The sequence below is a fragment of the Desulfosporosinus fructosivorans genome (assembly GCF_004766045.1).
In the GTDB taxonomy this organism is placed as follows: Bacteria; Bacillota; Desulfitobacteriia; order Desulfitobacteriales; family Desulfitobacteriaceae; genus Desulfosporosinus; species Desulfosporosinus fructosivorans.
This window is the reverse complement of the sequence record NZ_SPQQ01000002.1, coordinates 272992-296357: the sequence shown is the minus strand read 5'-3', so window position 1 is coordinate 296357 and position 23366 is coordinate 272992. Positions and strand designations below refer to the sequence as shown.

Genomic DNA, 23366 nt, shown 5'->3' with positions numbered 1-23366 from the left:
GGGTTTCTACTTGACAGGGTGCGGTTCATTTTTGTTATAGACGGCCTGTTACACTAGAAAGGATTATTTTTGATAACATGGAAGGATATGGCAAATGAATGTAGAAGTGTTAGAGTGGAATAATCTGATCTTCAATAGTCATCTCGCGGAAGAGAAAGCCCTTAACTGGAAAGTATTAATAAAATACCCGTCACCTTTTAGATGCTGGTGCGATTTCGAGGATTCATTAAGAAGTGAGATACCGGAAGAACACATCAAACAATTTAGAACAGTCGGTGAAGTAGTTGAATACTTGGAGAAGGTTGTCTAGAAATGGTTTATTATTTTGATGAGATCGAGTCACTAGATGAGAAATTTCTCAACAGGTCTAAATTATTGCTTTCTCAAGAAAGAATGATGAAAGTGGACCGACTTGGAAATAATCGAGATAAGATTCTATCAATATTGGCATATTTACTGCTACTCTATGGCTTGAAGAAAGAAGGCAGAGACACAAGTTTAATGGAGATTCGTTACAATGAGTATGGAAAGCCCTTTCTATGGAATACGGATAGCGTATGCTTTAACCTAAGCCACTGCATAGAAGGGGCAGCCTGCGTCATTTCTACATTTGAGGTTGGAATAGACATCCAAGAGATTAGACCCGTGAATGATTCTATTCTGAAGAAAGTGTGTTCCCAGACAGAGATAAAAACGATCAAAGCTGCTATTAATATGGATGCAGAGTTTACTAGATATTGGACAATGAAAGAGAGTTTCCTAAAAGCAATAGGCACAGGAATTATTAATGATTTGAAAATAATTACGTTTGATGAAATTGGCAAAAACCAAGCTTATAGACTTGGCTATAATATTAATACTTTTTCCGAGAAACGATTTATATTAGCAGTATGTACTAAGGGGAATATAAGAATTGATCTAGAGAAGGTATCACTAGATTGTTTTAATAAAGAATTTGCAAACTGTTAGAGGTGTGAAATATAGAATGAAATATTTTGAATTTACGCAACCACAAATTGGAATATGGGAAACAGAGCGATTTTTTGAGGGCACCTCGATCGGAAGCATTGGAGGGACTCTGCTTATAAATGAAGACCTTGACTTTGAGTTATGGGAAAAGGCGATTAATAAAATCATCGAAAAAAATGACTCTGTTCGACTACGAATTAAGGTCATTGATGAACAACCTGTTCAGTATTTAATGGACTACCAGTACAATAAACTGGAGTTCGTAGATTTAACAGGTAAGACAAAAGACGAACAGGATTCCTGGATATCTAAGAAAATGGAGATTCCCTTTGAAAAGGCAGATTCAGATCTTTTCGAATTTGTGATGATTAAAGCTTGGAACGGTAAACAGGGCTACTTTATCAAATTCCACCATACGATCGCAGATGGATGGACAATTTCGCTATTAGGAACTCAGACTATGGAGTTTTATCGACAGATTAAGAATTTCACGGCATTGTGTGATGAAGCAAAACCTTCATATATAGAATATATATTAAGTGAGCAAGAATATCTGAATTCAGCTAAATTTCAAAAAGATAGGGAATATTGGCTTAATAAATTCAAGGACAGGCCAAATATTTCAGCAATAAAAATAAGGAATAAGGATTTTTATAGTTCAAAAGCAAATAGACTTACTTTTATTGTTGATGGCGAAGAGGCCATTGACATAAGCAATTATTGTAAAGAGTACTCGACCTCACCGGCAGTTTTGTTTGAAGCAGTATTATCGATATATATAAGTAGATTCCTAGATATTCAGGATATGGTCATAGGTACCCTTGTGCTTAATCGCAGTGGTGTTAGGGAAAAGGAAACAACCGGAATGTTTGTAAGTACTGTTCCTATGAAGATACAAATTGATGATTTTGGCTCTTTCAATGATTTGTGCAAAAGAATCAGTGCTGAGCATATGTCAGTTTTCCGTCATCAGAGGTATCCCTATAATTTGATATTATCGGAAGTAAGGAAAAAACATAAGATCACGGAAAATCTGTTCGATATCACAGTATCTTATCAGAATGCTAAAATATCAAAGTCAAACGTTGGCTATGATTTTAAGACAAGCTGGTATTTTAGTGGGCACCTGTCAGAACAACTTCAGCTTCACATAGATGACCGGGATGACTCTGGTGTTTTTGTGCTGCATTATGATTATTTAACAGAATTATTTACGGAAGATGAGATTAATAACTTACATAAAAGAATTACACTCCTGTTAGCTCAGGGAATAAATTATGAAGATATTAAGATTTGTGAAATGGAACTGGTTGACGAAAAGGAAAGACACCAACTACTTTATGAATTCAATGATACTTATGCTGATTATCCAAGGGATAAGTGTATTCATCAGTTGTTCGAGGAGCAGGTAGAAAGGTCACCAGATAATATTGCTGTAGTTTTCGGGAATACAAAGTTCACTTATCAAGAAATAAATAGAAAAGCTAATGCTCTTGCTAAAATGATTAGAAAAAAGGGCGAAAAGACTAAAGGCGTTGTCGGACTGATGCTAAATAGAAGTGAAAATATTCTTATTACTCAACTGGGCATCCTAAAATCTGGAGCTAACTTTCTACCAATTGACCCTTTATATCCAGAAGAGAGGGTCAATTATATGCTTCAAGATAGTTGTGCTAGTGTAGTTATTACTTCGAGAGAAATTTCGAAGAAGTTTAAGTCTGGGATCGCGGTCAATATAGTATATATTGAAGATATTGAATTCGAAGAACCAGTAGTTGAGAACTTTGAAAATATTAACACTCCCAATGATACAGCATATTTAATTTATACCTCAGGCTCTTCGGGAAAACCAAAAGGGACGATTATAACACACAAGGGAGCTGTAAACTTCTGCAATAATAATAAAAATAATATCTATACTGGCATAATCTCTGAAATGTTAAAAAGATTTGTGTCAGTAACTACAATATCATTTGATATATTTGTTACTGAATCATTACTACCTTTGATAAATGGATTGACAGTAGTTATGGCTAATGAGGATGAGCAAAACAATCAAATTATGCTAAATCAACTTATAATTAAAAACGAGGTTGAAATTCTTCAAACGACGCCTACAAGGATGAAACTGTTATTAGCGGATAAAGATAATTTGCAGTATTTACAAAAACTTAAAGTAATTATTCTTGGAGGGGAAACCTTTCCAGTATCATTGTACGGGCAGTTAAATAAATTGACAAAAGCTAAAATTTTCAATATATATGGACCAACAGAGGCAACTGTTTGGTCGACAAAGGCAGAGGTGGTTTCCGAAGACAACATTACTATAGGCAAGCCAATGGCAAATACGCAAATACTTATTTTAGATAAATATTTGAAACCAGTTCCTGTTGGGAAAAATGGAGATATATATATTGGCGGCGATGGACTTGCGGCAGGCTATTATAAACGACCAGAATTAACTGAAGAAATGTTTATCAAAAATCCTTATTTCAAATCTAGTAAAATATATAGAACAGGGGATATCGGATACTGGCGTGATAATGGTGAAATTGTTCATCTTGGCAGAAGTGATTTTCAGGTAAAGATTAGGGGAATAAGAATAGAGCTCGGTGAAATAGAAGATGCAATACATAAATCTGGTTTTGTTAAACAGACAGTGGTTTCCGCTAATTTGGACAAACGGGGAAACCTATATTTATGTGCCTACTATGTTTCCAGTGAGGGAATATGTATAAACGATATGCGATCTTTTTTAAACAAATCATTACCGGAATACATGATTCCAGCATACTTTTTAAGAATGGAGTCAATACCGCTCTCTCCTAACTGGAAAGTGGATAGGAAAGCATTACCTGCACCAATACTGGAGGAGATTCGTACAAAAGAATATGTTGCACCTAGGAACGAATTGGAGAGAAAACTTGCTGATATTCTATGTGGATTGTTTGAGGCCGAAAGTATTAGTATTGATGATCACTTCTTTCATGACCTTGGAGGGAATTCTTTCACCATTATTAGATATCAAACATTGGCAGAAACGCAGGATATCTCTATTAAGACGAAAGAAGTATTTGAATACCCAACAATAAGGCTGTTATCAGCTAATCTGGGCGGACAAGTAGTAGAGACTCTTAACGATGATAGGAATTATGGAAGAATATCTAATAACTTCAGGTGTTTTATGAATAAAAATGAAATGAAAAATGTCTTTTTAACCGGGGCCACTGGCTATTTAGGTTCACATTTATTATCACAGCTTATGGAAAACACTGAAGTTGGGATATTTTGTCTTGTTAGAGATGGCAATCGCTTTATAGATTCACTGAAATATTATTTTGGAGATGCATACAGAAAAGAAATAGGCGAGAGGATCATCCTAATAGTAGGTAACTTAAATAAGCCGCAATTTGGCCTAAACTTTGAAGAATACGAAGAACTATTACAATCTGTTGATACAGTAATTCATGCAGCCGCGAATGTCAGACATTTCGGAATCTGGGATGAATTTTATAAAACAAATGTACTAGGAACAAAGGAAATAATTGCATTTAGCTTGAAATCAAATTCAAAGTTACATCACGTTTCCACAACTACAGTGTCTGGTGATGGATTAGTTAAACAGAATCGAAATAATCCGTTGTTTGACGAAGGCAGTTTATTTATTGGCCAGGATTATAAGAGCAATGTGTACATTCATAGTAAGTATCTTGCTGAGAAGGAAGTGATAGATGCCCTAGATAATGGGCTTGATGCTTGCATTTATCGAGTTGGAAATGTTATGTGGAGAGATTGTGACGGAGTATTCCAGCAAAATGTAAAAGAAAACGGATTTATTAATAGAATTGCCGCATTCAAAAAACTTAACGCTGTACCCTATGCATTATTATTAAAGACGATTGATTTTACACCAGTCGACAGATGTGCAGAAGCCATTATTAAACTTGTTAGAACAACTGACAAATGTGAGATTTATCACATATTTAATGACAATCAGATAAGCTATAGAAAAATGCTAAAAATGGCAAATGTAGACTATAGAATGAAGTCATTTAAGGGATTTGTTAAATTAGTAAATGCAGATATGCAGGATGAAAATATAGGTATTTTGAATTTGTATTTAAATGAAATCAAAGAATACATGAATAAGATGAGTGTTCATGTGGAAAACAAGAAAACAAGGGAAGCCTTAGCAAGGGTCGGCTTTGTATGGAATAAGCCTGATAAGAATTACTTTGATAAATTTTTTAAAACATGTGGAAAATATTCACTTAATCACTTTCTCAGTCCTAGTGAGTATTGTGCTCGGTACTTCTCCAACGCAGAACTTTAGCTTCTTCAGCTATAATAATCCATGTTTCTTTCAGTTTAATTTACAAAGTCTTGAGGTTTTTAAAGAAACAGTGGATGAGCAACTGAAAATTCCCTGCTATTAACTCATTTTCCGTAGCCTTGGCTTATTAGCGTGACAGAGTGTATGATGGAATGGTGTAGCACACGTTACTGTACAAAATTGTTAGTGGGTTATTTGAGCATGCTAAAATATCTGAGCAATTGAAGATTGATTTGTGGAGGAAACGCTATGACAAATTCTCAACTCTATAACGCTATATTTCGCCGGAGGTCCATCCGAAAATATGACATGTCGCCGCTCCCCGCTGACACACTTGAAAAGTTACAAGAATTTGTTAGCGTCACCAAGCCGCTTGACGAAAGTATCCGTTATGAGTTTACCTACCTGGGTTCCCCTGATGTAAAGAATCTCCTTCCTATCAAAGCTCCGCACTATATTTGCCTGTATTCTGAGAAAAAGGGAAACTATTTAATGAATGCGGGGTTTTTGCTTCAGCAGGTTGACTTGTATCTATCCGAGAACAATCTCGCAAGTTGCTGGCTGGGGATGGCAAAGCCAGCAAAAGGCGTACCCATGCTTATGAACGGATTGGAGTTTGTGATCATGCTTTCATTCGGAAATACCATGGAACCAATTCATAGAGCAAATACCTCCGAATTTAAGCGTAAAAATTTGCCTGAAATTTCAAGTGTAGCTGGTGCGGAAGCATTACTTGAGCCTGTTCGCCTTGCTCCATCAGCCTCTAATACACAGACGTGGTTTTTTAGTGGAGATTTAGAGCTTATTACAGTGAGCCGGAAGAAGTTGAATATTCTCAAAGCACAGGTATATGGGAAGATGAATCAAATTGATATTGGTATTGCACTTTTTCATTTGTGGCTCTCAGTTGATCATCAAGGCAAAGTGGCAAGTTATTCTTTTGAAAAGGATGCCGTGCCAAGTGGGTATGAATTCATGGCGAAGGTCAAAATTAGTAACTAGCAATGAGATAATAAGTTATTATTTGGGAGTCCAAGATGGCAAAAGTACGAAATCGTTGAATCAAGTCCGCCCTGATAATTGGAAGATGGGGAAGGGCGGACCGACTTAGTAGCCCTAATAGTTAGCGGGAGAAACGGCCAAAAAGAAGAAATACAATTCCAATTATCGAAAAAACAGCTCCAGCAACACGTCTAATCATAAAATAGGAAGCCTGGGGTTCTTTTGTAGCTTTCCAACTTTCTGTAATTTTCCACATGAACCTGGGATTTATTGCATTACTCATGGCAATAGCAATCCATACTAACATAAAAAGTGTTGTTAATATGTTTATAATATTGAAAGGATTTTCATTCATATGTTCTCCTCCTTCAGGGGAAGTGGCATTGTTTTATTATATCATCGGTGGATTCATCTTTTACTAAATGAATGAAAAAATATAAGGGAGCTTCGAAAGTCCTGAGGCAACATCACTTTCAATAAAACTCTTGGCCTATTCATTTTGGTCCTCATGGTAACGGTGGGGGCCTCTATGCTTTAAAACTTGCCTTTACTTACCAATTGAAAATATGAATCAAAAAGTATGCTATTGGAATAATAAGGTAGACTGAATGAGGGGAGATAACATGACGGTTGCTTCTCAAGTAAAACAAACTTTAGCTAGTTTAAAGGGAGCTCGGGGAACGTTAAGTACGTATACAGTGCAAACAGTATAAGTAATAACAACAATAAAAATTGAATAGAAATAAAGTAGAGTTATTAGTACTTTGTTTCTATTTTATGTAAAAGTATAGAAAGCCCTTGAGTTACAGAAGATAAGTACCATTTAATCGTGACCTTCTCTAGGGGACATCTTGTTTGAAAATGATGGGAGGAGATCCTTTAAGATCAAGTCTTGCCTAGATAACCATGGTGCGGGACGAAATGACATTGAGGGAGGAACATATGAACCTTGATAAGGTATTCTATCAGAATTTCATGAAAAATCTTTTTGCTGATCCGTGTGAAGTAAGATATTGGGATGGTAATGTGGTGAATTATGGAGAAGGGGAGGCTCAATTCCGGATCGGGTTCAACGAACCGATTGGGAAAAAAGAAATTATTAGTGACCTTTCTTTAGCCTTCGGAGAAGGTTATATGCAAAAGAAGATAGATATTGAAGGAAGTGTCCAAAAAGTCATAGAATCCATCTATAGGAAACAAGATAGTCCTCTTAACCAGAAAAATCCTTATGTAAAATGGGCTAAAATACTTTCTAATAATATTATTAAGACTAATAATATTATTAAGAGCAAAGAGAATATTCAATATCACTATGACATAGGAAATGATTTTTACCGTTTATGGTTAGATGAGACCATGACTTATTCCTGTGCCTACTTTAAATCGCCCGAAGATACATTGACTCAGGCTCAGATTAACAAAGTCGATCATATTTTAGGCAAACTCAACTTACAACCTGGGCAAACATTACTCGATATTGGCTGTGGATGGGGAGAACTTATTCTTACTGCAGCGAAAACTTATCAGGTAAAAGCTCTGGGTATCACGCTAAGTTCTGAACAATATGCTCGGGTTTTGGAAAGAATTCAAAATGAAGGGTTACAGGATTTAGTTGAAGTCCAGCTCATGGACTATAGAGAAATAAAGGGCAGAAATTTTGACCGAGTTGTAAGCGTTGGGATGATCGAACACGTAGGCAAGGAACACCTAGAGGAATATTTTTCAACAGTAAAAAACCTCCTGAGTGAAGGTGGAGTATCTCTCTTACACTGTATTACAGGATACGAAGAATCGGCAATTAATAGCTGGTTCAATAAATACATTTTTCCCGGCGGATATATTCCTGCTGTGCAAGAACTGGTTTCGCTGATGGCCTCCAATAGGTTCTACCTTATAGACTTAGAGAGTCTTCGTGAACACTACACTCGAACCTTGGAGCATTGGGCCCAAAACTTTGAGAAGTCTCTCCCCATAATCCAGAAAATGAAAGATGAAACTTTTATCCGGATGTGGCGTCTCTATCTCAATTCCTGTGCTGCTTCTTTCCACTGCGGTAACATTGATCTCCATCAGTTCTTGTTTACTAAAGGAGTAAATAACTCGTGGCCTTTGACACGCGAGTATTTATATCCTTGATCATTTAAATTATGGATAATAATAACTAAATGATAATAGGACTATATAAAAATATAGCTTTTCAATATGATAGGGTACGTAGATTGTATGGTAGTGCATATCGTGATTGATGGAATGCATGACCAAACGGCTTTAATCAGTTCATTTTGAATCCTTTTTAGACAGGTGGCGTAAAGGGAAATATATTTTGATTTAAATGGCTTGACGTTAATAAATAAAACCCTCTTTCCGAATTCTAATTGGAAAAGAGGGTTTTTCTATTTCATGAAGAATTTTAAATTTAAGAAATTAAAGAGAAGGTATCTTAATGAATCTGAATTGGTTCAATTAGTGGAGGTATTAAAGTGATTGCATTAGAAATTAAGCAAAAGGCTATTGAACTAGGGGCAGATTTGGTCGGGATAGCAGACTTACGGAGTGTGGAGGGCCTTCCAACCTTACCTCATGGACTTATGGAACCGTACACTCATGCTATCGTTATTGCTGTTGCACTTTCGCCAGATGTTTTTGAGCAAATAAAGAATGAACCAACGCCACTATACCTTCATCATTATCTGGCTGCGAATATTCTCTTAGATGACATTAATCTACGACTGCAAAGGAAAATCATTCAAGAGGGCTTCCGAGCCCTTGCCATCCCCGCTTCACAAACTGTAGATAAGGTTAACTGGATGGGGCATTTATCTCATAAAGCAATGGCTAAGGCTGCAGGTCTCGGTTGGCAGGGAAAAAGCCTTTTGCTTATTACTCCAAAGTACGGCCCACGCGTACGTTTGGCTACATTACTGACAAACGCACCACTTGAGGAGGATCATTTACTACACAATCGATGTGGTAAATGTCGAAAATGCCAAGATGCATGCCCCGCCAATGCTATAAAGGGCGGTTCCTGGGAAGACCATCCTCAAACGAGAGATGAGGCCCTTCATTTTTCGCGATGTGTGGAAAAAGTAAATGAAGATTTTGCGAAACGGCCCGAAATCGGCAAACCCATCTGTGGAGTTTGTATAAGTGTTTGTCCCTGGGGAAAACCGAGATAGTGGACGTCTTTACATCAGATGAATTGTATATGTCAATCAAAAGGCTGTGTAGATAGGGAGCAGTAAACAAGTAAATGATAAACCAAATAGAAATAGGCTAGGTCGTCTTTTGGACGGTCTGGCCATATTTGTTTTATCTTGGTTTTCTTTGTTATCTTTAGAGGAAATGGAAGAATAATGTGGAATATACTATGTATTTAGAAGGGGATTATTTAAAAAGTATCAGGTGGAATCGGAGTTTTTATCCGAACTCTTTAAACAAAATATTAACATTGATAATATTTCTATTTATAAGGAGCTGCTGTAAATGGACTGTGAATTTATTTCTATCGGAGAAGTATTAATGTATCTAAAAAAAGAAAAAATCTCCAATATTGAGGAAAGGGCTAAATTAATTCAAGCTTTTATTGATAAGGAGAATAAAAGCTCTGGTAATGCATATGATCGATATCTGGAAAATGGGGCATCAACTTTTATGAATGTCGTTACTGAACATTCCGGTACTAAAAAAGAATGTATTTTATGGTGTGTTAATCATTATCTTAGTTTAAATAGAAATGCGAATGTTATTGAAAAAGCTTGTTCTGCCCTTCGTCAATTTGGAACTGGATGTGGTACAGCTGCGTCATCATGTGGTATGAGTTCTTTACATAAAGAAATAGAAAAAAGAGTTGCGAAACTTGTAGGAAAAGAAAAGGCTGTTCTTTTCCCTACCGGATTTAGTGCAAATCTTGGAGCGATCTCTTATATAGTTGGTAGCAAGGATTTAATTATTTTCGATAGAGAATGTCATTCATCAATATTAAATGGGATTAAATTATCTGAGGCTAAATGGATTTCCTTTAAGCATAATGATGTAGCTGATTTAGAAATAAAGTTAAAAAAATATGAAAGTTCATATGAAAATATTTTTGTTGTTGTTGAATCTGCATATTCTATGAGCGGGGACTTATCTCCATTGAAAGAAATTACTAGTCTAAAGAAATCGTGTAGTTTTTATTTATATGTTGATGAAGCACATACTTTTGGAATCTATGGTGAAAAGGGACAGGGATATTGTTACGAACAAGGTGTAACCGATGAAGTAGATTTTATTATGTCAACACTATCTAAGGCTACGGCTTCCATAGGGGGCTTCTTTGCGGCAAAACAAAAATATTGTTCATTATTGAGATGGTCAGATGCTTATCTTTTTCAAGCATGCTTAACACCAGCAGATGCAGCTGTAGTTCTAGCATCTCTAGATGAAATCGAAAATGATCCTTCGTTAATAAAAGAACTGCACGCTAAAAACCAGTATATGAGGAATTCTTTAATTTCAAAAGGATTTAATTTAGGAAATAGTAAAAGTCCAATTATTCCTATATTTATTGAAGATCATAATAAATTAAGAATGGTAGTTGATGAACTTTATCAGAAAGGTATTTATTCAACACCGGTTGTTTTTCCTGCAGTTAAAGCAAATGAAGGAAGAATAAGACTTCTAGTAAATTATGCACACACAAAGGAACAAATAGATTACACGGTTGAGGCCTTAGAAAACATAAGTAATAAATATCAAATAATTTGAAAAAGACAACTTAATAGCAAGCAGAATTTGTTAGTTGATCAATATACTTGGACTATTTCAAGACAGAAAAAAGTGTCTTTATGCCGGAATGAAGTCTATTTAAACTGGTTCGTAGGAAGGCCAGGGAGGTGGACTGGAGGTCGGCTCTGAAGCGATTCGAAAGATCGTTTTGGCAATATAACCCTATGGAGTAATGGTTTAAAAAATAAACTGCTCTATAGGGTACCTTTGTTATAAAGAAAAAAATAATTGCTGAGCTGAACTATCCGAGTAGCGAAGAATATTTAAAATATGCTACCTAAGGACAGGGGGTTAAAGATGCGGCTTCATCCATTGAGCTTGAGTTTCAAGGACTTAGAATTAGAAAACGAGTTTAAATATTCCTATGACTACGAAACCCGTGTGTTTAACCGAATTGGTATTTCGCTTTCCTTTCTCGGGTGGTTCGTTCTGAATATATTTTGTTATCTAAACTATCCCCAAAATTTTCTTCACATGACGTTGGCCATAGTCATCCTTTTGTACCCGCTATTCACCCTTATCTTACTAGTAACATCCTCTCCACGTTATATAAAGTATTTTCAACCATTAACTGCATTGGCCAACGGCCTTGCGGGCTTAATGTTTATTTATGTGGGGCATTTTGAGTTAAAAAATGACATTCTCACTATTTGTGGCGAAATTGCGGTTGTTTTATTTGCCTTTTTTATTTTGCGCCTTAGGTTTAAAATTGCGCTATTTACCACACTTTTCTATGTTATTGCTTACCAAGGTTCGATGTTGATACCAGTAGTCCATGAAAATGCCAATATTGCCCTACTCTCCGTTATTGTATGGCTGATTGAAATCACTTGCATCGTAGGTGGCAACAGTTTAGAACGAGCTTCCCGCAAAATGTTCTACCAAAACAAGGTGATTAAACATCAGCAACAAGTGGCAGAAGCGGCAACACGGGCCAAAAGTGAATTTCTGGCTAACATGAGCCATGAAATTCGTACGCCTATGAATACGATCATCGGGATGGCATATTTGGCGTTGCAGACCGATTTAAGCTCTAAACAACAGGATTATATAGGGAAAATCCAGTTCTCAGCTCAGGCTTTGTTGGGGATTATCAATGAAATCCTAGATTTTTCCAAAGTCGAAGCCGGCAAAATGGTTCTCGAGGTAGTAGACTTCAGTTTGGATGAAATACTGATCAATTTGGCCAACATGCTCAATATGAAGGCCAACCAAAAGGGCATCGAGCTACTCTTCCAATACACGGCAGATGTGCCGCAAGGGTTGAGGGGAGATCCGCTCCGACTCGGACAAATTATGACTAACCTGACCAATAACGCTATCAAGTTCACGGACAAAGGTGAGATTGTTGTCAAGATTGAGCTTTTGCTAAAGGATGAGCAAGAGGTCACCCTGCAGTTTTCGGTCAGTGATACCGGTATTGGTTTGGCCCAAGAGCAACAAAACAAGCTGTTCCAGGCTTTTAGCCAAGCGGATGCTTCCACCACTCGCAAATATGGTGGTACGGGTCTGGGGTTGGCTATTTGTGAACGGCTGGTGAAACTGATGGGTGGCAGGATCTGGGTAGAGAGCGAGCTCGGCAAAGGGAGCACTTTTATCTTTACAGCAGTATTCGGCTATGGTCAACCAGTAGAACGCAATCAAACAGTGCTTACTCGTCGGAACAATAAAAATATTAAGGTTTTAGTTATTGACGACAACCCTATTGCGGTGGAGATCTTGATAAATATGCTAGAAACTATGCATTTCTCAGCTGTGGGCGTTGGCTCCGGGGAGCAAGGACTGGCTGCACTTAAGAAAGATCAGGCTAACAGGTTCGATTTGGTGCTTATGGACTGGCAAATGCCCGGTATGGACGGTTTGGAAACATCCCGCCGGATTAAGACCATGGCTGAAATAGACTATAAGCCGGAGATCATCATGATTACGGCCTATGAACTATCAGAACTGGCTGATAAAGCTAGTCAAATCGGGATAATTAAACGTCTCACCAAGCCGGTAACACAATCCCAGCTGTTTGATGCTGTGATGGATGTATTTAGTTCTGACAGGGACAAATCCATTGTGTCAAGTCATGATTGCCAAGTGGGTTTGATTTCGGATCGGTCTGCGGATATCAAGGGGGCCAAAATCCTGTTGGTTGAGGACAATGAAATCAGTCAGCAGGTAGCAATGGAAATATTGCAGCAAATGGGCTTGGAAGTAGATATTGCCGCAAATGGATTGAAGGCTTTAGAAGCTCTGGAAGAGATTGAATACGACGTAGTACTTATGGATGTGCAGATGCCCGTGATGGATGGCTATGAAGCTACGTATAAAATTCGGAGCAACCTCCGTTGGGCAAATCTGCCGGTGATTGCCATGACCGCATATGCGATGAGCGGAGATCGGGAAAAGAGCCTTCAGGCTGGCATGAACGATCAAATAACCAAACCTATCAATCCAGATGAACTTTTGAGGGCCATGTCAAAATGGATCGAGACTTGTAGCTGGCCACCCTCCGGCACCAGCAAATTAAACCACGAGTGGAGCAATACGGACGATCTGCCCTGGCCGGAATTACCTGGTATAATGCTCGCTCCCGGATTGGCCAGGTTGGGTGGCAACCGAGAACTTTATAAGAAGCTTCTCCTTCAATTTCGCGCTGGTAATGTCGATACACTGGATAACATCAAAATTGCTCTAGCCAAAGGTGATGACCTGTCAGCGGGCAGACTGGCACACACCGTGAAAGGGGTGGCTGCCAATATAGGGGCAGATCAATTGGCAACTGCCAGTTCGGAATTAGAGGCGTCACTGACACAAGGAAGTATTGCTGGTACTGATGTTCTGCTCGCAAAGTTTACTGCGTCCCTTACCATTGTAACTGACGGGATAAGAGCATTTGAAGAAGGGTTTGCTTCCATACCGAAGGCAAAAATGATTATGGGTGTCGTCGATGCAGCTATTGTACGGCCCCTATTGATTAATCTAGCGCAAATGCTGGAGAGCGGCTCGCTAAAATCTGTGAAACAAATTTCAGTTTTAGATAGTCATTTAAGTAATACCAAAGTAGAAAAACAGTTTCAACAACTTAAGAAAGATGTGGATATGTTTGATATGGACAGTGCCTTATGTAAATTGAAAGCGATTGCCTTGGCCTTGGAAATTTCTTTATAGATGGGACTGAAAAAATGACATCGTTTGCGGAACAACAAAAGGTACTAATTGTCGATGATACGCCGGAAAATATTTATATCTTGATGGAAATTTTAGGGGATCGCTACGATGTGTCGGTGGCGATCAACGGAGAGAAGGCCTTAAAAATTGTGGCGATGGAGCCATCCATAGACCTAATATTGCTAGATATCATGATGCCAGAAATGGATGGCTATGAAGTATGCGCTAAACTTAAAGCCAATCTGAAAACCGCAAACATTCCCGTTATCTTTGTGACGGCTTTAACCGCCGATGAAAATGAAGCGATTGGTTTAGAGCTAGGGGCTGTTGATTATATCACCAAACCGTTTAATCCAGCTTTGGTTAGGGCTAGAGTGAAAAATCACCTAGAAGTGAAAAACTATAGAGATAAACTAGAAGAGATGGTGCGGGAAAAAACAAGCGAACTAATGATCACTCGTGATGTCACGATTGAAACGCTAGGTTCTTTGGCGGAATACCGTGATCCCGAAACAGGTTGTCATATTAAGCGCACCACACATTATGTCCGTCTTTTGGCCGAAAAACTCCAACACCATCCAAGTTTCAAATCCTTCCTGAGTGAGGAAATGATTGAACATCTCTGGAAATCGGCCCCTTTACATGATGTCGGCAAAGTAGGAGTGCCGGATAGTATTCTGCTGAAACCAGGTAAGTTAACCCCGGAAGAGTTTACCGAAATGCAAAACCATGCTGTCCACGGACGGGATGTTCTTACTGATTCATCATTGAGGCTGGGTCCCAATTCATTTCTCAAGATCGCCCAGGAGATGGCTTACACTCATCATGAAAAATGGGATGGTTCAGGCTATCCCCAAGGTCTTAAAGGCGCAGAAATTCCTGTTTCCGGACGGCTAATGGCAGTGGCCGATGTATACGATGCCCTAATTACTCGACGCGTATATAAACCTGCCCTTTCCCATCACCAAGCTGTAGATATAATTAGGGAGGGTAGGGGAACTACTTTTGATCCCGAAATTGTAGACTTATTTCTTCAATTTGAGGATGATTTTCGTCGTATTGCACTGGAATTTGCTGATTTCACGGATGAAGGTGAAATGCTTAAGAAATGTTAGATAGAGTATTTCTTAACGAGAAAATTTGAGAATTATAATTGGAATTAATTTGGATGATCCCGCCATGGAAAAGCTTCAAACAAATAAGTTATCATTTTCGATTTGCGACAAAATTCTCATAATATATATGGTATTATTTGTGTTATGTTATTATTTATAAAAATAGCCAGAAAGTTATAGATTTATGTACAGACTGTGTTAGGTAGATAGTATAAACGCAGCAAAGACAGCAATCTTTAGTCAAAAAAAGGTTTTTATCATGGCATATTTCGATGTCGAGAAAGAATACATTTGACAATTTGTCGAATATTTATTACCATAGCATGCTTTCAAATGGGGTGGAGGTGTTCATTCTTGAAATTTGCATTAAATCAGATCCCAAATGAGCATCAAGAAGAGTTTCGTGAACACCTATTTTCTATGAATTCTGCGAGAATGATTACTTTGTTTTTAATTATCGCAGCTATAGAGATGATTCTCTTTTTGGGTGAAATGTTTTTTGAAGCTAGTACAGAAGGTATTCAGATAATTATGTTGATTAAATTATTATTTGTTGCTATATGTTTACTTCTTGCATTTCTACTATGGCTATTTAAAAAGTATAAATTGTTTAAGATTTCTAGAGGTATCGTTGTATTTGCCTTATTTGGCACAACAGTATTAGCTGTAGCCAATACTTTAGCAGCCCAAGCCTTGGTTTCTGATATTTCAATCTATATTATGGCGCTTTATATTTCTACAGCTATTATTAGAATTTCCCATAGATATTATATAATTATTAATAGTTTATGTTTTATTTATTTTGCAATTGGTATGCGAATTGTACAACCAAATACACAGTTTGTAAAATGGTCCATCATTAATGCGGTTATCTTGAATATTATTGTAGTTATTATTGCTAGAATGTTATATATGCAGAATGTTACGATCTTCTTAGACAAGATTAAAATCAATAATCAGCTTCGAACATTAAAATACATGGCAGAACATGATGGGTTGACCAATCTTTATAATCATCAGACGATCTCTTGCATTATTGAAAGACAGAAGGAGTTAAGTAGAGCGTCCAAAGGCAATTTATGCTTAGCTGTCCTAGACATCGACAATTTCAAGAAGATTAATGATCAATATGGACACGTTATGGGTGATCAAGTTCTGAAAAGCGTTGCGAAAATAATAAAAGAAAATGTTCGAGAGCACGATTTTGTGGCCAGATATGGCGGAGATGAATTTCTAATATTATTTCCAGGTGTTACGGTAGCTGAAGCTAATATTATTTGTATAAGAATTCTTGATTCGGTTCGTCAAGTTGGACCAACTGGCACTAGTATAACGGGGAGTATCGGGTTAATAGCTTTAACTGAAAATAATTACAATGACTTTGTTGAAAACGCTGATATGACAATGTATAAAGCCAAAAATGGCGGCAAAGCCCAAATTGTAAGTTAGAATAGAGGAGAATGTTATGCGCTACGATGAACTCAAGAATAAAATGAATACAGGGGATTTGATTTTATTTGAAGGGGAATATCCTATTAGTAAAACCATAGAAAAGCTTGAGAAGTGCCCATACTCGCATGTTGGAATGGTCATTCGCGTGGAAGGTTTCGCTGATCCATTATTTTTGGAATCAACGACTTTGACGAATCTAGAAGATCTAGTAACAGACAACCCTAATAAAACTATGGCAGGCCCCAAAATTGTGAATCTCTATGAACGACTTAATCATTATGGTGAAGATGTTAAACCTTATGTTTCTCCTAAGTTTGCCTATAGACCTTTGCAAGTAGAAAGAGTTGGTATGACAGATACAATATTAAACTTACATAAAAAATACTACGGTATTGCTGATCCCAAAGAGACAAAGATGATTTGGGAAGTGATAATTGGTAGATGGTTTAGAATAAAAGCCAATAAGGACAACTTTTTTTGTAGTGAATGGATTGCCCTTGTTTACCAAGAACTGGGGCTTATAAATACAAAGTACCCATATAATGCCTATATGCCAAAGGATTTTACATCTAAGGGCAAGTTTTTGAAGTTGCAAAAAGGATTGTTTGAGAATGAAGTCCCTATGACTTTAGTTTGAAGTAAGGAATTGCCGAAAAGCGCAGCGGGTTGTTTTGCTATAATTTTCTAGTTATGTTATAATTATTAAATTATTATAATGATATCAAACTAGACTTTACGGCTATTTTTTTATTTGAAAGGGAGTGATTATATGCATGGAAATAAAGCTATAAAACTTGGAATTGGTTTTGCGACTGGAAGAAAGAGTTTTCAAAAGGTTCTAAGAACCTACATCCACACTTGGAAGGAATCCGGTCTAGTAGATAATCAAGAGATTAGTTTAAATCTTTTTGTTGCATATGATCTTATTTATAACAAAACGGAAATAACGGATTACACTGATGTAGATCCAGAACTCGTTGAGCAAATTGATGGTAGTACATTTATTGGAAGCGTTGCTATTAAAGAAGAAATTGACTATTTGATTCGAGAAAACGTCATCAATATTAATGAAGTTCGCATGATTTTTGGCAAGGGGTATGCAGCCAAACGTAATGCTGTGCTCTATAACGCAATAAAGCTGAAGATGGACTATCTCGTTTTTCTAGACGATGACGAATACCCGATGGCAGTGACCAATACTCGAAATACTGCAATTTGGGGAGGTCAGGAGGTCCTGACAAACCATCTTAAATATATTACTCAAGCGGACATCACTCACGGAAATCACTGTGGTTATATATCACCAATTCCTTATATTGAGTTTAATGATACGATGACTGAAGAGAATTTCCGTTCATTTATTGAGGCGATCAGTAATGATATCGTTAACTGGGATACCTTGAAAATTGTTATGAAAAACGGCGGGGTAACGTATGCCGATACAAAAATATTGACTAGCGATGAGGCTATAGAAGTACAGGAATCAAACCATGCCAAATTCATCTCAGGAGCTAACTTAGGCATTAACCTTACCAATCCTCGCCGGATATTTCCGTTTTACAATCCACCAGGAGCTAGAGGAGAGGATACTTTCTTAAGTACATGTCTAAGTGAACGAAAAGTTTTGCGCGTACCATGCTACACATTCCATGACGGATTCTCTACATATAATGACCTTTTAGAAGGTGTTCTCCCCCTCCGCTTGAAGTTCATCAAAGCTGACACAGAGCAGGTTACCACCCGCTTTTACAAGGCGTGTATAGGCTGGATTCGTTATAAGCCATTACTGCTTTATATCACTCAGCGGGACCAATATGAAGAAAAGATCGAAGAGATGCGGGAACAGCTCAAGGAGACATTGCCAAAAATCTGCGCTTATTTTGGAAAGCCAGAGTTTATGGAAGTCTTGGCTGATTTAGAGAAATATCATGGAAATGTCGAAAAGCATTATCGTGAATTTCTAGACACGCAACGTATTTGGGCAAAGCTCATGGAGCACTTTGCAAGGCGGTAATTCGCAGAGGGAATTGTAAAATTTGGAAAGTTCCGAGGCGGCAACGCTTAGGGGCTTTTTCTACAGAACGGAGGACAATGTTCATGTCTTTAGGGAATGGTAAAAGGACGGCTAATAGAGAAAAACGTAGAGAACTCCAAGAACAGCTAACCTCTGAAACAGAAGTTTTAAAGGACAAAAAATTAATTAGAGAAGAGGTTAATCATAGAATTGTCTCTGGAATAAAAACAATGCCTCTAGAGTACGACTCAATTTTTAATGAGGAGAAGGCAAGGCAAAACAAGGATTCCGATTTATTGATCCTACTTTTTCAGAGAATGTTCTTTTATAGATTGAATGAGAAACTTTCAGCATTTGAATGCGACCATACTCTCCACTTGAGTGAACAGATTCTAACTCAGATGCAGTTTAGTCGAGGTAAAATGAACGAGGTCTTAGAGGTATTGAAGAAAAATGGTGGGATTTGTGACTGCGAGATCATTTACAATGTCGAGAGTCAATTAATTGGAAAGTGACCCTGAGTCATTTCCATCTCCGTTATCGGTCGAACAACTGGTATTGCATTTTCATAAACATTATTGGTGAATTCAACGAAGAGCCAAGTCCTTATTTAATAGGATTTGGCTCTCTTTGCGATAAAAGTATTCAATTGGACTTTTGACCGGGATTTGATCAACATTCACTCATGGTTTTTAGGATATGGTTTGCTGGAACATTATAGGCTTTGAGGTTAGTTTATATGTGTGTATATAGACATAAAGCGACATATTTACCGAAGAAATTAGGACATTCAATGTTGAATAATTTCATTGGATGTATTAACTAAAATCAATGCGATGAATTCTTTTGAACTGTCTGCGTTAAAGTTATATACATCATTTGTAAGGAGGGGGAGGCTTGAAGCTTAAGACAAAGTTATTCATTGGATTTCCTTTCATAATAGTTATGATGGCTGTACTTTTTGGGGTATCAATCCAGACTTTTGATCTATCAAACAAAAACGTAGAACAATCTCAACGGGAGCGCTATCAAAAGATTGAGTATTCCAACACAGTGCAAAATGAAATCAACAATATTAGCAGGTACACTAGGGATCTTGTCTTACAGGATGCGAACAGTCCTGATTTTTTACAGACTGTTGAATCGATTCGGGCTTCCAGGCGGACGGTTTTATCGGCGCTCGATTCCCTTGAGGCTTCGGCTATCCGTGAGGTAAAGAAAGATCTAATCCGCCAAATAAAAACTGAAAATATCGATTACACTGATTTGCAAGAAAACTGTATTGCTTTAACTTCTGCAGGTAAGAAAGCAGAGACCATCCAGGTTATAAATGAGGCAGCGGTGGAACGGGGTCACGTATTCAAGTTAGTTGAGGAATTGAAGAATCTAGAGAATGTGGCACTGGACGACTTACTTAAGTCGACGGCCGCCGCCAATAATCAATCGCTCGTGGTCTTTTTCTTTTATCTACTGCTAACATTGCTTGTTGGAGCAGGGATAACCCTTTGGATAACACAGAAGGTTACGAGAGACATTCGCAAAGTCACATCGGTTATGAACGGTTTCTCGTCGATTCAGGAGCACATTGATTTGCCACGCATTGATATCCGTGCAAAAGACGAGATCGGGGAAATTGCTGCGTCCTTCAATGCGATGGCCCAGTCGCTGGAAGAACACGCTCGGCATGAAAAAGAATTCATTGAAAAAATAGAGGCACAGAACTGGTTGGAGTCTGGGATTGCCGAAATCACCGCCCTGTGCCAGGGAGTACAAGACTTAAAAATCTTAGCGCAATTTTTGATTACAAAAATAACCCCTATGGTTGAAGCAAGTTACGGCGTTTTTTATATCAAGGAAGGTAACGAGAAAAAGCAGTACCTTAAAAGGCTTGCCACATATGCAGGTAACCCACAGGAAACGACCGGGGAGGTTTTCCGCCTGGGGGAAGGTCTGGTGGGGCAGAGCGCTTTGGAAAACAGAACTATAATGCAAGAGCAAGTCCCTGGCGATTATATCAAGATTACCTCAGGCCTGGGCGCTACAGTACCGAAAAACATCGTCCTGCTTCCTGTGGCGTTTGAGGGGGAGGTAGTGGCTATCATGGAACTGGCATCTCTCTATTCGTTCAGCACCACCCAACAGGAATTTTTGGAACAGGTTGCCAAGAATATCGGGATTACTATCAATCGGGTTGAAGCCCATATGAAGGTCGGAACACTGCTGAAGGAATCACAGGTCTTAACTGAAGAACTTCAGTCCCAGTCCGAAGAGCTTCAATTGCAGCAAGAAGAGCTTAAAACCTTTAATGAAAAGCTAGAGGATCAGTATAAACATTCTGAAAAGAGGGCAGCGGAACTAGAAACCATGAAAACAAGCCTGGAAGAAAAGGCTGTGCAGCTCGAAGAAAGCTCAACCTATAAATCAGAATTTCTATCTAATATGTCACACGAGTTACGGACGCCACTGAACAGTTTACTGATCCTTTCGCAAATGTTGACAGAGAACAAGGAAGGCAACTTGACTCCCAGTCAAGTAGAGTATGTGAAAACTATCTTTTCTTCAGGAAATGAACTGTTGACCCTGATTAATGAGATATTAGATCTTTCTAAGGTAGAAGCGGGCAAGGTATCTATTAACCCTGAAGTAGTAGATCTGAAAGAAATGAAGGAGTATGTCGAACGGTATTTTCTTCCTGTAGCTCGCCAAAAGAACTTGGACTTTATAGTAATTTTTAGTGAAAGTCTGCCGAGTAAAATTACTGTTGACGATCAACTGATACTGCAAATTCTAAAGAATTTATTGTCCAACGCTTTTAAATTTACGGAGCATGGAAGTGTCTCCCTGCGGGTCCGAGAGGCAGAAGAACATGTTTTCACGAAAAACCCCAAATTTAGGGACGCGAAGTGGGTCCTCGCCTTTTCAGTAACGGATACAGGCATCGGAATTTCTGAGGACAAGCAGAACATGATTTTTGAGGCCTTCCAGCAGGCGAATGGGACAACCTCTAGGAAATACGGGGGCACGGGTTTGGGTCTGACGATCAGTCAGAAAATTGCCAGGTTGATGGGCGGATTTATTGACCTCAACAGTACCGAGGGCAGGGGAAGTACATTTACCTTATATCTGCCCAGCCAAGATGTTGAAAAAGAGGTCTCTAGAATATCCTGCGTCGAAGCGGCAGTATCCCTCGATAATTCCCCTACTCCAGGGGCTGAACCGGTTGGGGTCGTTTCAACAGTCTTGCCGGCGACGAATGAATCTCAAAGACGCTTGGAAGGGAAGAAGATACTGGTTGTGGACGATGACATGCGGAACGTGTTTGCCCTCACCACAGCCCTTGAAAATCAAAATATGGAGGCGGTGTTTGCGGAGAACGGCAGGGAGGGAATCGAGGTTTTACAAAGAAACCCGGACATTGATCTGGTTCTGATGGACATCATGATGCCCGAGATGGATGGGTACGAAGCGTTACGCTGCATCCGCCAAATGCTTGAGTACACAAGTTTGCCGATTATCGCCCTGACGGCGAAAGCTATGAAAAATGATCGGGAAAAATGCATCCAAGCGGGCGCGTCAGATTATATCAGTAAGCCAGTAAATCTGGAACAGCTGTTTTCATTAATCAAGATCTGGCTTTATAGATAGGATGGTATTATGGGTACAGAGGAAAATGGGGAAAGTTCGGAAGTGGAAAGCTGTAGTGAATTAGAAAAAATCGAAATACATTTACTGCTCGAGGGGATTTACTCATATTACGGTTATGATTTTAGAAATTATGTATCCGCTTCTATAAGACGTAGAATTTGGTACCGCATCCGAGCTGAGAGGATACAGAATGTGTCTAGCTTGCAGGAAAAGGTCCTTCATGATCCCAGTGCGATGGCAAGGTTGCTCTCGGACTTCTCGATTCACGTATCTGAAATGTTCCGGGATCCGCGCTTTTTTGAGTCTTTTAGGAAGAACGTAGTCCCGCTTCTCAAAGAACTTCCTTTTGTCAGGATTTGGCACGCGGGTTGTTCCACCGGAGAAGAAGTTTACTCCATGGCAATCATTCTGTACGAGGAAGGTTTATACAACAAAACAAAGATATACGCCACGGATATGAACGAAGATTTGTTAAAGAAGGCTAAGGAAGGTGTATACTCTTTAGACAAAATGCGGACTTATATGGACAATTATCAGACAGCAGGCGGATTGAATGAGTTTAGGAAGTATTTTGAAGTCAGTAACGACAAAGTTATCTTTCATCCGTTTTTAACCCAAAACGTGATATTCGCACAACATAACTTAGCTATAGATCATTCATTTAATGAATTTCATGTAATTATCTGTAGGAATGTTATGATTTATTTTGACAAGGTACTACAAAACCGAGTGCACGGGCTATTTTATGAGAGCCTATGCCCGTCCGGTATCTTAGGCTTGGGCGATAAAGAGGACATCGCTTATAACCATTATTCCCATTACTACAAAGCCTTTGATCACGAACAGAAAATTTACCAGAAGGTGAAGTTGCTAGACTCTTTAGACACGATTACAGGTTAAAGTATAAAGA

17 protein-coding genes are annotated in these 23366 nt (G+C 38.4%); 16 read left to right on the top strand and 1 reads right to left on the bottom strand.

Annotation, left to right across the window (positions count from 1 at the left end):
* The first annotated feature begins 94 nt into the window (after positions 1-94).
* The 4 genes from E4K67_RS05675 to E4K67_RS05660 all read left to right on the top strand — a co-directional run bounded on the left by E4K67_RS05675 (position 95) and on the right by E4K67_RS05660 (position 6304).
* Positions 95-310 (top strand): acyl carrier protein, encoded by a 216-nt coding sequence (locus E4K67_RS05675; protein WP_135545454.1) that lies wholly within the window; start codon positions 95-97, stop codon positions 308-310.
* Positions 311-312: 2 nt separating this feature from the next.
* A complete protein-coding gene (locus E4K67_RS05670) occupies positions 313-969 on the top strand; it encodes a 4'-phosphopantetheinyl transferase family protein (RefSeq protein ID WP_135545453.1) in 657 nt (218 codons plus the stop codon).
* Between the two features lie 16 nt (positions 970-985).
* Positions 986-5302, top strand: coding sequence for a non-ribosomal peptide synthetase (locus tag E4K67_RS05665; RefSeq protein ID WP_135545452.1), 4317 nt, complete (start codon positions 986-988; stop codon positions 5300-5302).
* A 249-nt stretch (positions 5303-5551) separates the two neighbouring features.
* Positions 5552-6304, top strand: coding sequence for a nitroreductase family protein (locus E4K67_RS05660; protein ID WP_135545451.1), 753 nt, complete (start codon positions 5552-5554; stop codon positions 6302-6304).
* Positions 6305-6425: 121 nt separating this feature from the next.
* Here the strand turns inward: E4K67_RS05660 and E4K67_RS05655 are convergent, their stop codons facing one another.
* Complete coding sequence (locus E4K67_RS05655) at positions 6426-6659, bottom strand: DUF6199 family natural product biosynthesis protein (protein ID WP_243454338.1); 234 nt, start codon at positions 6657-6659, stop codon at positions 6426-6428.
* Positions 6660-6912: 253 nt separating this feature from the next.
* Here E4K67_RS05655 and E4K67_RS05650 point away from each other — a divergent pair, with 253 nt between their 5' ends.
* The 12 genes from E4K67_RS05650 to E4K67_RS05595 all read left to right on the top strand — a co-directional run bounded on the left by E4K67_RS05650 (position 6913) and on the right by E4K67_RS05595 (position 23356).
* The gene (locus E4K67_RS05650; protein WP_338031840.1) at positions 6913-7017 is read left to right on the top strand and encodes a DUF1657 domain-containing protein; all 105 of its coding nucleotides are present in this window, start codon (positions 6913-6915) and stop codon (positions 7015-7017) included.
* Positions 7018-7246: 229 nt separating this feature from the next.
* The gene (locus tag E4K67_RS05645; protein ID WP_135545449.1) at positions 7247-8440 is read left to right on the top strand and encodes an SAM-dependent methyltransferase; all 1194 of its coding nucleotides are present in this window, start codon (positions 7247-7249) and stop codon (positions 8438-8440) included.
* A 344-nt stretch (positions 8441-8784) separates the two neighbouring features.
* A complete protein-coding gene (locus E4K67_RS05640) occupies positions 8785-9480 on the top strand; it encodes an epoxyqueuosine reductase (RefSeq protein ID WP_135545448.1) in 696 nt (231 codons plus the stop codon).
* A gap of 307 nt (positions 9481-9787) precedes the next feature.
* Complete coding sequence (locus E4K67_RS05635; protein ID WP_135545447.1) at positions 9788-11050, top strand: aminotransferase class I/II-fold pyridoxal phosphate-dependent enzyme; 1263 nt, start codon at positions 9788-9790, stop codon at positions 11048-11050.
* 318 nt (positions 11051-11368) lie between these two features.
* Complete coding sequence (locus E4K67_RS05630) at positions 11369-14230, top strand: response regulator (protein ID WP_158408399.1); 2862 nt, start codon at positions 11369-11371, stop codon at positions 14228-14230.
* A gap of 14 nt (positions 14231-14244) precedes the next feature.
* Positions 14245-15345, top strand: coding sequence for an HD-GYP domain-containing protein (locus E4K67_RS05625; RefSeq protein WP_135545445.1), 1101 nt, complete (start codon positions 14245-14247; stop codon positions 15343-15345).
* A gap of 354 nt (positions 15346-15699) precedes the next feature.
* Positions 15700-16794, top strand: coding sequence for a GGDEF domain-containing protein (locus E4K67_RS05620; RefSeq protein ID WP_158408398.1), 1095 nt, complete (start codon positions 15700-15702; stop codon positions 16792-16794).
* A gap of 16 nt (positions 16795-16810) precedes the next feature.
* A complete protein-coding gene (locus E4K67_RS05615; RefSeq protein WP_135545443.1) occupies positions 16811-17434 on the top strand; it encodes a C40 family peptidase in 624 nt (207 codons plus the stop codon).
* Between the two features lie 132 nt (positions 17435-17566).
* On the top strand, positions 17567-18811 hold the full coding sequence (locus E4K67_RS05610; RefSeq protein WP_135545442.1) for a hypothetical protein: 1245 nt from the start codon (positions 17567-17569) through the stop codon (positions 18809-18811).
* Positions 18812-18894: 83 nt separating this feature from the next.
* On the top strand, positions 18895-19326 hold the full coding sequence (locus E4K67_RS05605; protein WP_135545441.1) for a DUF2695 domain-containing protein: 432 nt from the start codon (positions 18895-18897) through the stop codon (positions 19324-19326).
* 382 nt (positions 19327-19708) lie between these two features.
* The gene (locus E4K67_RS05600; RefSeq protein ID WP_135545440.1) at positions 19709-22456 is read left to right on the top strand and encodes a response regulator; all 2748 of its coding nucleotides are present in this window, start codon (positions 19709-19711) and stop codon (positions 22454-22456) included.
* A 9-nt stretch (positions 22457-22465) separates the two neighbouring features.
* A complete protein-coding gene (locus E4K67_RS05595) occupies positions 22466-23356 on the top strand; it encodes a CheR family methyltransferase (protein ID WP_135545439.1) in 891 nt (296 codons plus the stop codon).
* Positions 23357-23366: the final 10 nt, after the last annotated feature.